7 protein-coding genes are annotated in these 12,477 nt (G+C 47.4%); 5 read left to right on the top strand and 2 right to left on the bottom strand.

The window, feature by feature from the left end; all coding sequences use genetic code 11:
* The first annotated feature begins 517 nt into the window (after positions 1-517).
* Positions 518-1,753, top strand: a complete 1,236-nt coding sequence (locus C173_RS00395) for an argininosuccinate synthase (RefSeq protein ID WP_036721214.1) — start codon at positions 518-520, stop codon at positions 1,751-1,753.
* Positions 1,754-1,843: 90 nt separating this feature from the next.
* Positions 1,844-3,259, top strand: coding sequence for an argininosuccinate lyase (gene argH, locus C173_RS00390; protein WP_036721212.1), 1,416 nt, complete (start codon positions 1,844-1,846; stop codon positions 3,257-3,259).
* A gap of 170 nt (positions 3,260-3,429) precedes the next feature.
* On the opposite strand, the gene C173_RS00385 is transcribed toward argH, so the two are convergent.
* The gene (locus tag C173_RS00385) at positions 3,430-4,215 is read right to left on the bottom strand and encodes an alpha/beta hydrolase (protein ID WP_036721210.1); all 786 of its coding nucleotides are present in this window, start codon (positions 4,213-4,215) and stop codon (positions 3,430-3,432) included.
* Positions 4,216-4,433: 218 nt separating this feature from the next.
* On the opposite strand from C173_RS00385, the gene C173_RS00380 reads away from it, so the two are divergent.
* The 3 genes from C173_RS00380 (at position 4,434) to C173_RS00370 (ending at position 7,512) form a co-directional block, all read left to right on the top strand.
* Positions 4,434-5,039 carry a type IV pilus modification PilV family protein gene (locus C173_RS00380; protein ID WP_036721208.1) on the top strand — a complete coding sequence of 202 codons (606 nt, stop codon included), beginning with the start codon at positions 4,434-4,436 and terminating at the stop codon, positions 5,037-5,039.
* Positions 5,023-5,613 (top strand): prepilin-type N-terminal cleavage/methylation domain-containing protein, encoded by a 591-nt coding sequence (locus C173_RS32585; RefSeq protein WP_051477717.1) that lies wholly within the window; start codon positions 5,023-5,025, stop codon positions 5,611-5,613. Before C173_RS00380 ends, C173_RS32585 begins: the two co-directional genes overlap by 17 nt.
* Before the next feature lie 66 nt (positions 5,614-5,679).
* Positions 5,680-7,512, top strand: a complete 1,833-nt coding sequence (locus tag C173_RS00370; protein WP_155991152.1) for a hypothetical protein — start codon at positions 5,680-5,682, stop codon at positions 7,510-7,512.
* A gap of 84 nt (positions 7,513-7,596) precedes the next feature.
* On the opposite strand, the gene C173_RS00365 is transcribed toward C173_RS00370, so the two are convergent.
* Complete coding sequence (locus tag C173_RS00365) at positions 7,597-12,420, bottom strand: DUF5057 domain-containing protein (protein WP_036721202.1); 4,824 nt, start codon at positions 12,418-12,420, stop codon at positions 7,597-7,599.
* Positions 12,421-12,477: the final 57 nt, after the last annotated feature.

The raw sequence follows: 12,477 nt of genomic DNA, 5'->3' as shown, positions 1-12,477 counted from the left end.
AGATAAGTGTATTATGTGCAATTAAAAACAGTGAAAAGTAAGAGTTTTCTCTTCTAACTGTAGTCTGTACAACTAAATCTGCCCGAATGGGCGAGAATTCAGGTATAGAGGCATTTTAATTGCACGAACTACAGCTAAACGCACATTCGGCGTTATATCAGCCAATTTAGTTGTACAGATTGCAATTAAGTCTACCCAGGGCACCTTAATCGGGCACAGCCAACCGTCAGCATGCCATGGGTTAAAGTAATTTAATTTTATATACAAAACCATATATAAGATCAACAGGAACTTACATAAGAGGGTTGGGAGGATCGGAAGGGGATTTTGGAACTGTAGGAGCGTCAGCGTCCGCCTTTGTCTACGGATTTCAACCGCGATCAGCGGCTATAAATCAAGAAATCTGTAGACAACAGCGGCCGGAAGTCCAAATATTCTCTGGAGTGACGTCCAAAACCCGTTTAAGAAGTTAAAGTTGATCTTATCACCCTCCACACCGAAAGGAAGCTAAACCCCCATGCCAAAAGAAAAAATTGTACTCGCCTATTCCGGCGGGCTGGATACCTCAGTCATTCTGAAATGGCTGAAAGAAACGTATGATGCGGAGATTATTGCTTTTACAGCCGATATCGGTCAAAAAGAAGAACTGGACGGTCTGGAGGAAAAAGCACTCGCCACCGGCGCGTCCAAAGTCTACATCGATGATCTGCGCGACGAATTCGCGAATGACTTCATCTACCCGATGTTCCAGGCGGGCGCACTCTATGAGGGACAATATCTGCTGGGCACCAGCATTGCCCGTCCGCTGATCGCCAAGCGTATGGTGGATATCGCTATCGCCGAAGGCGCTACAGCCATTGCCCATGGAGCTACAGGTAAAGGGAATGACCAGGTGCGTTTTGAACTTAATGCCGCTGCATTGTCACCGAGCATTAAGGTAATTGCGCCTTGGCGTCTGGAAGAGTTCCGCAACCAGTTCCCGGGCCGTGCGGAGATGATCGCTTATGCCGAAGCCAATGGTATTCCGGTACAAGCCTCAGCGGCTAAGCCGTACTCGATGGACCGCAATCTGCTGCATATCAGCTATGAGAGTGGCGTGCTGGAAGATCCGTGGTTCGATCCAAGCGCATCGGAGAACAAGGAGATGTTCCTGCTCTCGAATGCTCCAGAGGATGCTCCGGATGAAGCCGAGTACCTGGAACTGGACTTCCTCAAGGGCGACTGCGTAGCGCTGAACGGTGAGGCGTTGTCCCCGCTGCAAGTCATGGAGAAACTCAATGAGCTGGGCGGCAAGCATGGGATTGGACGCGTGGATATGGTCGAGAACCGTTTTGTCGGCATGAAGAGCCGCGGCGTGTATGAGACTCCGGGCGGAACGATTCTGTTCACCGCTCACCGCAAAATGGAATCGATCACCATGGACCGTGAAGTGATGAACCTGCGTGACAGCTTGATCACCCGTTACAGCACGCTGGTGTATAACGGCTTTTGGTTCGCACCGGAGCGAATTGCGATGCAGGCCCTGGTGAAGGAGAGCCAGAAGAACGTGACCGGTACGGTACGCGTGAAGCTCTACAAGGGCAACATCATCGGCGCCGGAGTGAAGAGTCCGGTCAGCCTGTACAACCCGGATATCGCCACCATGGAGGCAGATCCTACCCAGGCCTACGACCAGGGCGATGCGACCGGCTTCATCCGTCTGAATGCCTTGCGTCTGAAGGTATCGGCAGGCGTAGCAGAATCCAATAAATAAGTAGCAGCATATAAAAGCGGACACAAGAAGGCCGTTCCTCCCAACCGGACAGGGGCGGCCCTTCTAACGTCTATCGAGGAGGAACAACAGGTGAGCAAGCTGTGGGGCGGACGTTTTACCAAAGGAACGAACAAGCTGGTAGAGGAATATACGGCTTCTATCGAGTTCGATAAAGTGCTGGCGGAAGAGGATGTGCAGGGCAGTCTGGCCCATGTCACGATGCTGGGCAAATGCGGAATTCTGCCGCAGGAAGATGTGGAGACGATCAAGGCCGGGCTGAATAAGGTGCTGGACAAGGTGCGTGCGGGGGAGATTGTATTCTCGGTTGCCGATGAAGATATCCACATGAATATTGAAAAGAACCTGATCGAACAGATCGGCCCGGTCGGCGGCAAGCTGCACACCGGCCGCAGCCGCAACGATCAGGTGGCGACAGATATGCACCTCTACCTGCGTAACCGCGTGGTGGAGCTGGTCGCGCTGTTGCATGAACTGCAGGGTGCACTGATCGGGCAGGCCAAGGATAACCTGGAGACCATCGTTCCAGGATACACACACCTGCAGCGGGCACAGCCGATTCTGTTCGCGCATCATCTGCTGGCCTACGTGTCGATGTTCCGCCGCGATGCGGAGCGCCTGACCGACAGCTACAAGCGGATTAACGTACTGCCGCTGGGTGCCGGGGCGCTGGCGGGAACCACGTTCCCGATTGACCGCCACTTTGTGGCTGAGCAGCTTGGCTTCGATAGCGTGTATGAGAACAGTCTGGATGCGGTCAGCGACCGCGACTTCATTGTGGAGTTCCTGGCGAATGCATCGCTCGTGATGACTCACCTGTCCCGGCTCAGCGAAGAGCTGGTACTCTGGAGTAGCACCGAATTCAGCTTCGTGGAGCTGGATGATGCCTTTTGCACCGGCAGCAGCATCATGCCGCAGAAGAAGAACCCGGATGTGCCGGAGCTGGTACGCGGCAAGACAGGCCGTGTCTACGGCAACCTGATCGGACTCCTGACCGTGCTGAAGTCGCTGCCGCTGGCCTATAACAAGGACATGCAGGAAGACAAGGAAGGCATGTTCGATACCGTAGCTACCCTTACAGGGGCCTTGCAGCTGTTCGCGCCGATGATCTCCACCATGAAGGTGAACAAGGCGCGGATGCGTGAAGCGGTGAACACGGACTTCTCCAACGCGACCGATATCGCCGACTTCCTGGTGGGCAAAGGCCTGCCGTTCCGTCAGGCGCATGAGGTGATCGGCAAGACCGTCCTGTATTGCATCAACGAGGGCAAGTTCCTGCTGGATCTGACGCTGGACGAATTCAAGCAGTTCTCGCCGCTGTTCGACGATCAGATCTATGCGGTGCTCCAGCCGGAGGCCGTGGTGAACGCCCGTAATGTCTACGGCGGTACCGCCACGGTTCAGGTGCAGGCCGCCATCGGGCGGGCCGAAGCGGACCTGACAGCTGCGGGTGAATGGGTGAAGCAGCATGGACATGCTGCGGAGTAAGCCTGGGAGAGCCTGAAGGCGAAACTAGAGGATAAACGAAAGACTGTCTCTACTCAGCATCGGTTAGATGCGGTAGGACAGTCTTTTTTTTGAGAGGTAATGTTATATTCTCCGCACCCCAGGTAGAAGCTTACGGGAATGATCCGTATCCGCTTACAATCTGGAAGCTTCTACTTGCTTAAAGGCAGCCACTTCAGCACATCGCGGATCTTGGTATCCCAGTATCCCCACTCATGCTCGCCCGGCCCTTCCTCGTAGGTCAGAGACAGCTTGGTCTTGGAGCAGGCCTTACGGAAGACCTGATTATCCTCATACAGGAAATCCTCGGTTCCACAGCACTGATAGAGCAGCGGCTTCGGCCCTTTGGAGCGGTTCACTTCCTCTAGCAGCCATAGCAGATCTTCCGGAGAACCAGCAATGTCTTTGTCCCCAAAAATCTGCAAATAATCCTTGGTTCTCTGCGATGGATCTTCAAAGTTCAAGAAATTGTGTGCCATATTGAGTGCCCCGGACAGACTCGCTGCTGCGGCCCAGTCCTGCGGCTTGCGCAGTCCCAGCTTCATTGCCCCATAACCGCCCATCGACAATCCCGCCACGAAGTTATCCTCGCGCTTGGCCGACAAAGGGAAGAAGGAACGGGCCAGCGCCGGTAACTCCTCGCTAATGAATGTCCAGTACTTACCGCCCGCCTCCATATCCGTGTAGAAGCTGCGGTGGACCTGCGGCATAACAACTGCGATGCCCAGCTCTGCTACATAACGCTCAATCGAGGTCCGGCGCAGCCAGATCGAATCATCGTCAGACAGGCCGTGCAGCAGGTACAGGGTGGGGTGTAAGGTCCCTTTGGAGACATTGCTCATTCCAATCTGCGTAGTGGTCTGCTGCGGCAGAATGACAGTCATAGAAGTACTGAGCCCCAGCACCTCCGAATAAAATTTACATTCAATCAAAGCCATTTGCGTATCCCCTTTCTGCCCACATGATAGCACAGCCCCTACCTGATATAAACTGTAGATTTCTCCAGATTTATTGTCCGCAAGCATTGCTGCTGCTAGAGGAGAAAGAATATAATGGAAGTAGGTAGAAAGATTCATATAAACATGCAAGGACACAGGACTGAAGACATGGATAAACCCATAATTTAAATTTCAATAGAGTATAGGGAGCGAACATAATGTCCTGGAAAGACCCATGGAACCGCAGCCGCGAGCGGGGCAAGGAAGCGGGCTTCACCTTAATCGAGGTGCTGGCCGCCATCGTCATTCTGTCGATAGTGTCCCTGGTGCTGACCTCCTATTTCACCAACGCGCTATCCTACTCCAAATCCAACCAGAACAAGACGATCATGGTCAATCTGGCGCGGAACGCTTTGTTTTATATGGAGAAGCAGGATTTTGATAAGCTGGAGCTGTACCTTAAAGGCAAACCTGCTTCAGGAGCAGAACCTGAGATTATAGGCCACCCTGCGATTCAAGCTTCCGGTTGTGTTCCATTGACAGAGACAACAGTGAGCTGTAGCGTCTACAGTGCTGCTGTAAGCGACGTGAATACTCTGGCGAAGGTGCTGAATCCTACGATTAATAACATCACTTATCAAATAGATATTGAATATCAGTCTACTCTCCATACAGGAATGATACATTCATCGGATGCCATTGAGAAGGCTACTGCCGAGTACCTTTTGCCGGTTCGGGTCAGAGTGCGGGATTCCAGCCAGGTTAGAACGAATGGTAAGGAGACTGTTGTGGAGGGATATATTACAGATGAGAAAATTCGTTGATCTTCTCCGCAAAGAGCAGGGCTTTACGCTAATTGAGCTTATTGCAGCTTTGACTTTGTTTTCTCTGGTATCCGCACTCGTCTATGGAGTAATGACGTTTGGTGTGCAGAGTTATCAGAGAGTGACTATGGAGAATACTTTGAGGGATGAAAGTGACTTACTGATGTCTGCTATTATTACTGAAATCTATACCTTTGCTCCAAACACGATCTCTTCGGATGAAGTGAATAAGACTATACTTCTGCGCAGAGATAATATTAGCGGTGGGATCGATGAAGTAGCAATAGGCATATCCGGCGGGCAGTTAGTAATAAGTGAGCTTCCAACAACTGACCCCGCATCAACAACTCCCGATCCAGTGGGTGACGTAACTACTCCAACACTAGGAGATACATATCATACAAGGACTTCGACAGATTCCACGTTGGGCCCGGATTCTTCAATGAGCTTGGAATGCAGTGCAAATTCGATACAGCCTTGTGAGAGTGGCCTGCTAAATATCAAGCTTTCTCTGACTTTAGAACGTGGAGATACCAGACGACAGCTTGCGGTTGAGAGCAAATTCGGATTCTAGGAGCGGTGGGCAGAAATGGGATTGTGGTTTATGAATAGGAGCAGACAGGCGGAGCGGTTCTCCCGCATGAAGTCTGAACAAGGCTCTGCACTCGTACTGGTAATGTTGATTGTCCTCCTGCTTACAATTCTCGGATTAGCAGTTCTAGGTGCAACCATTGGAGGAGCCCAAAGAAGTGAAACAAGGGAGAGTGACGTACAGTCCCTGCATCTTGCCCAAAAAGGACTTAATGAAGCTGCGGCCTATATTCAATCCGAGCTGAAGGGATTACAACTGGAGGATATTGACCCGGAAAGCCTGGGAGTCATTCTGGCGAAGCTGGATGACAACAAGTCCAGTCTGAAGGTAGCTACAGAATTACAATCTTCCAGCAGGGGCTCAGTCGATGGCATCAAATATGATGATACTAAGGACAAAAAAATCAGAAAACAAAACCAATCTATCCAGTATACGATCAATATCAGCTCCAAGGCGGTGGTTAACGGAGTAGAACGGACACTAAGGCAACAGGTTATTATAGACAGTTATCCAGACTTCCTGAAGTATGTATTCGGCTCAGAGAAGACTCTCAGACTGAATGGAGCTCCTGTACTTATGGGCAATGTGTATGCCGGAGAGAAGCTGCTGATAACGAATACACCTTGGTACACTTACTTGGGACATAGATATCCTGAAGTCACCTTGGATTTCCCTACCGTCATGAGTAATGCGGATGGGTCAGCCCCGGGTGAGGTACATGTTCAAGCAATGAGCAATATCAAGTATAAAGAGAATTTCCAGCCGAAAGAGAGTATCCTGTCAGAAGATCAAGAAGATACAATGACCTCCCTCCCTGAATCAGAGAGCGCAAGGAATGATTTATTGGCTAAGATTCTGCACGTGAATCCGGCTAACATCAAAATTAAAGAGAAAAATAAATTTGTCCAAATCAACGTTGAGGAGTCGTTTTTCGATAAGCTGGCACAAGGGTTATCCTCCTCAAAGGATGATTTTACTCAAAAATCGTTAAGAAACAGTGTACGTGGAGAATACAATAAAGGCATTGCAGACTTGAATTCTTGGATCATCGGGCGTTCGGAGGTCACACATATTCAAGGGATGCCGGTAGCTCTGGACAAAGTTCTCCCAGATGCTGATGAGGCTGCCCTTGCTCAGTATCAAAGGGATCTTGAAATATACAATGAGAAACTACAGCAGTTGGAGAACTTGGATTCCACAGTTGTTTTTAACGGAAATTTAGTTATCGATGGGTTAGCCTACAAGAAATTGTTTTATCCGCTGGGACTGTCCAATGATAGTGACCCCAAAAGCGGGAGTATGCCTCGCTGGTTCATCGTTGCGGGGAATTTAGAGATCAACAACTTTAAACCGGATTTTTTACCAGTCCGGGCCAATATATTAGTTACTGGGAATGTTAAAATCAAAGGCAACGTTAAGTTTGATTCGACGTTGCTGGTGTTAGGTGATACAACGGTTGAGGATGCAAATATTCGGGGACTTCAGGGTAATGACCTGGAGACCAAAGAACTGGTCTTGATCTCCAAAGGGAAAGTGCTTATCAACCGCCTGCACGCCTTTGCTGTGAACGAACCAAGCGCACAGGAAACGATGGAAGCTTTCTTTTATACAGACTCCAGTGGTGAATTGTATGGTGTGGGCTCTATGTTTCACCTGATCGGCGGTTTTTTTGCCAAAGACGACCTGACTGTACATGCAGTGAAAGGTAATGTGAGGGAGCCTCTTCCAGACAGTTCTGACGGGCTAATCATTAACCAAGTGGCTAATCCAGAGCGTTTTGTGATAGATTATAAACCGGACATCTATGAGAATCAGCAATCCAGCTTACCCAGAGTGCAAACCGTCAATGTAAATGTCGGACCTATGCAACTGGTGAATTGACGGTATACAGCATTAAAAGGAGCCCCTTCGCGTCAGTATCTACTGCGCTTAAAGGCTCCTTTTAATATTGTCATCTAGTTTTCCTTAGTAACGGTCATCCGTATCGAGAGGATATACTTTGACGAGTATGGTTGTCTTAATTAGAGGGTTGTTAACATACTGTACAGTTACCAGCGTACTTCCGCTTTTGTGTGCATGGATTATCCCCCGGTTGTCTGCAGTAACAGGAGTTTGGAAGGAGGCAATTCCTGAGAAAGTACTTGTCCAATCCAATTGATCCCGAACATCATTCAAAGTAATCTCTCTTGGCGAGAACCAGAGAAGTTGGTCCAGAGGTCTGGAGTCGCCAACGTTCATCTCCACTATAGTCCCGGTAAACTGGATATCCGTAAGAACCAAAGGTTCGATCTTAATTCTCTTAGTCCTAGTAATGCCTCCTGCCGTGACTGAAACAGTGACAGTATCCTTTGCCTTGATGCCAGTGAAAATATACTTAGTATCATTCGTATCGTCTGGGGCTTTAGTTAAGCTTGCATATTGAGCACCATCTCCAACTAAGCTCCAATGGATATCTAAAGCATCATCTGCGTTATTAGGAGCGAAGTCCTTTACACTCATCTCAATGAATTTGCCGACAAAAACACTATCAGCACTATCAATAGTAAAGTCCCTTAAAGGATTGGTGATGGTAATGATCTTGGTGGCTGGGGAGCCAGCCTTATTGCTGTTGCTGTATGCAGTTACCGTGATAGTATAGATCCCACTCTGCGGTGCATTAAAGGTTCCCGTAGGTGAAGTTGGACCACTTGTTGTCAGGTATTGATTAACGTTGGTGCCATTCCCATCTGTGGCTGTCCACTTATAGTTTATATCCGTCTCAACTGGATTACTGGTGTATACAGCATTCAAATTAATTGGGGTATTGGCAGTTCCTGAAATATCTCCGGTAAGCTCAATGGTGCGTATCGGCTCAGGCGGAATAGGTGCTGTCACAGTAATCCTGGCTATATTGCTGACAACCTTGCTTCCATCTTGAGCAGAGGCTTGAATCTCTGCTTCACCGGGCGCAATTCCTTGGATGATACCATCGCTTGTGAATTTAATGAAGTCTTTGCCGCTGACGATGGTCCATAGAAGCGTGCGGTCCTTCGCATCTACATCATCTGGCAGAATTGTAGTTATGGACGGGAGCGATAGCTCTTGATCAACCAGTATGTTCTCATCGTGAACAGCAATTGAAGTAATCTCAATAATTACTTCCAGATTAACAGCTAAAAACTTCATAGTCACAGTTGTTGGAACTGGCGTAGCTGTCGGCATCACAGTTGGTGAGGCACTAGCAGTAGGCACTGGTGTAGCTGTTGCTGTAGCTACTGGGGTAGGAGTCGCTGTAGGGACTGCGGTTGGTGCAGTGGTTGCGGCAGGCATTTCAGGCAACGAGCCCTCAAAGGGTTGATAACCTATCGCGATTCCGCTAGATCCTATAGTTAATAGAGACTCACCGATAATATTTCCATTAAAGCTCCCTGTGAGATTGATATTAGCTAATGGGGCAAGAATAGACTGATTAATTTCACCATAACTCTCGACTGTCAAGGATTTGGCTTGATAGAAATTGAGGATAATATGGTTGCTGCTTACTCCATTAACAGATACGCTCCCATTTATAAACTTGATTGATTCTCCTGCAATATTAATCAAGACTGTTGAATCTGCTGGTGCATTAATTTTGAGGCTGCGTAAATTAATATTATTTAGATTGCTTGGTTTTACGTTGAAAATGTTTAATTTTTTATCTTCTCCCGAAACTACAAGATCGCTATCCTCAGAAACTTTGATCTCCTTGCCTGTTAGACTTCCCATGTATGCAGATCGGCCAATGAGTTGAGAGCCAATCGTTGTAAAATCTAGTGGAGAACCCTTCGTAATGTTTGCTCGCTCTTCTTGCGATAAATAGGCATGCATTTCAATGTTATTTCCATAATATCCTTTGCCGGAAATTTTCCCTCCCCATGAGCCCCAGTACAAGTCATTGCCTACAACCAAAACAGCATCAGTAAGTGTATCACCCAAGGTAAAAGATTGTGCTTTTACGTTTCTTCCTGCAGCAGTTCGGCCTTTATTCTGAAAACTATTATTATCATAGCGGATGTCTTTCAACATAAAGACAGTATAATCCTTAGCAACCCCCAGAGCCGAAATAGGTGCTGTAGAACCCGGGAACACCGGAGGAGCTACAGTCGGAACCGGTGTTGGCGTAGGTGTCGGTGTCGGAATCGGTGTTGCTGCAACAGTAGGCGCCGCTGTAGGTGCTGCCGTAGGTACAGATTCTGCGGGAGCATGGATATCATCGTACGTAATGCTGGAGTTATCCAGTATATATTTCACTGCTGCCTTAGGTTTGAAGCTCAGAGTGAATTTATATATAAGCGGGTCTGACGTACTGTTAGGATTAACCGGCTTATAGTACTGCTTACCATCAATTGTAGTTAACTGAAAAGTGATATTCTCAAAAGTTCCTTTTATAGTGTAACCTTCACTGAGACTTCCGGTCTTGGTGAATCCTTGCGGCAAGGCTTCACCCTCAAATTCAAGATTTGGAGCGAATTTTTCCTCATAGTGCAGGCCGGAAATTAACAGGTTATTTTTCCCCTGATACTGAGGTTGAACATCCTCTAGCCTTAAGGTTTTTGGTGCAATGCTGTAATCGATCGTTACCCGCTTGTCACGGCCTATTTTGGTGGCGGACTGGCTTCGGCCTATAGATAAAGTGGATTCCACCTTTGAGACGGTCAATGGGATGATGACCGGTGAAGCGGAAGCGCCCTGGTCATCTTGTGCTGTGATCATGATTTCAATATTGCCACTTTCGCTAAGCGGGTTCTTGAAGGTCTGTGTAATAGTCTCTTCAGATCCTACACGCCGGTTGTGGATCATGTAGTCCGGGCTGGTCAATTCTGTTCCGTTCACGATGAACTTCAGATTAGTGGTCAGAGTACGGTCCTTCAAATCCAGATCGGCTACCAAATAGCTTACAGTCAGCTTATCTTGATAGGATGGAATGACGGCTCCTTCAATAGGTGAATATGCAGTGATGCTGGGAGCGTGGTTAGCACCCATAAATGCTCTGTACATCGTGTTAACAAAAAGCTTCTGTTCCCACTCCGGGAACACTGACTCGCTGCTCGAAAGATTAGATCCAAATAGATGGCCTGTTCCTGAATAGGTTACGTTTCCTTTGGAGTAGGTGTAATAATGGTTCCAACTGTCATCAGGAGTCCGTTTGTTTGCGTCGCCTGATTCGCTGATGATGTTGTACCAGGGTACAACTGTCCGGTCTTCCAGATCCAGCGTGAAGTACTGATTGTGGGTCTTGGCTACTTTGGGTTCACCTATACTGTTCTGGGTACCGCTGCTAGTCTGTTGACTCAAGTAAAAAGGGTACTGCATAAGCAATCCGTCATTTACCGGCGTTACTTTTTTTGATGGATTAAGTGCATTATGACCAAGGTTAACAACAGGATCTTTCTGGCCTGTAATCTCTTTGAAATTATTGACCCAAGTGTTACCTCCGTAGAGGTTGATAACTGTATCATGTGTGAACATTGCGCTCTGCTTGGATTCGTTAATGAACTCCTTTACTGCTGTGATAGACAATGGCTTCATTATTGTCTTCGAGTAGTATTCATCCCGGAATCCGAACAGTAGCATGTCATAGACACCATTAAGGCCATATTCATGTGTATTTGCTAAGGTACTCTCAATATAATAATTGAATTCATCTATATTCATAACGGTAATATCCAGCTTGTAATCCTCATTGCCTAAAAAATTCTGATTCATGTTTATTGATTTTTTTAGACTGCTCTCATGAATGGGAGAAGTAGTGGAACCCGGAGGTGTGATCTGCAGGACTCTTATAACAGTCTGCTCATTACGATTACGGTAACGGATGCTTCCGCGTTCATAGTCTTTTAACTGCGAAGTGCTGGTAGGGTCACTAATCTCGAGTTTCCAATATAACAGTCCTGAGAATGTCCGGGGAAGAATGTACTCCACCGTACCATTGGCTTTATTTACTTTGACAGATGCGACAACCTGCTGCTCACCCATAGCAATAGACTTATCAAGATTAATATATAGTTTGGCGGTCAAAGGATGATTCGCAAGATCAGAGGTATTGCTTACATTAAAGTTGAACTTCAATTTGTCACCGGGAGTGTAAATCTTCCCCCTAGTGGAATCCGGAACATAATTGCTGATCTCATCACTGTTGGTGATTTGCAGTTGGGGGCGTTGTTTCAGCTTGGAGCTGTCATTCTTCAGTCCCTTGAAGAAATCATTAAGTCCGGAATCATTCAGAAAGAGAACGTTACTCTTCGAAGCCGAGGTTCTGCGCAAAGGATTAAATGCTTCGTAGAGGATTCCTTTTCTGGCCTCAGCCTTCTCTTGATCTAAGAAAGTCTGTTCATGAAAAATCACATACAAGCCCTTCATAATAAAGAGCTTATTGATGTCATCTACACGAAGACGCGTAATATCATTCTGAATTAACGAGGTGTTCATAGCCGCAGAGCGCACAGAGACATCTTTATCCTTAAGGTTTCCCAGAGTTACTGGACTATAGGTACCTTTACCTATAAATATGCCGTCATACTGCCCATCCAGATCATCGCGTAAAGCGACAAAACGTTTCATACTCATGGTAACGACTGTGAAATCTGGAAAATCGGTTTTGAGGGAGGTTAACTGGCTTATGCCATCTTCCGTGACTTCAAGCAGGCGAACCGGATAACTGTTCTGATCAGCATCAATCCTTGATACCGTACTCCAGATGACAGCAAACAAGATTAAGGCCAACGGAAGGCTAAGCATAATCAGCAGTCTTTTTCTTTTCAAGACCTCCATCGTGATCTCTCCCCAATAATTATTAATATCACAAAATTTGTCATATAAACTTCTATT

It is taken from the genome of Paenibacillus sp. FSL R7-277 (assembly GCF_000517965.1).
In the GTDB taxonomy this organism is placed as follows: domain Bacteria; phylum Bacillota; class Bacilli; order Paenibacillales; family Paenibacillaceae; genus Paenibacillus_AQ; species Paenibacillus_AQ silagei.
This window is presented reverse-complemented; position numbering and strand designations above follow the sequence as displayed.

Bases quoted from the DNA above. Each gene is read 5' to 3' on its own strand.
- C173_RS00365 (WP_036721202.1), bottom strand. From the start codon at position 12,420: ATGGAGGTCTTGAAAAGAAAAAGACTGCTGATTATGCTTAGCCTTCCG.
- C173_RS00385 (WP_036721210.1), bottom strand. From the start codon at position 4,215: ATGGCTTTGATTGAATGTAAATTTTATTCGGAGGTGCTGGGGCTCAGT.
- C173_RS00380 (WP_036721208.1), top strand. From the start codon at position 4,434: ATGTCCTGGAAAGACCCATGGAACCGCAGCCGCGAGCGGGGCAAGGAA.
- C173_RS00370 (WP_155991152.1), top strand. From the start codon at position 5,680: ATGAAGTCTGAACAAGGCTCTGCACTCGTACTGGTAATGTTGATTGTC.
- C173_RS00395 (WP_036721214.1), top strand. From the start codon at position 518: ATGCCAAAAGAAAAAATTGTACTCGCCTATTCCGGCGGGCTGGATACC.
- C173_RS32585 (WP_051477717.1), top strand. From the start codon at position 5,023: ATGAGAAAATTCGTTGATCTTCTCCGCAAAGAGCAGGGCTTTACGCTA.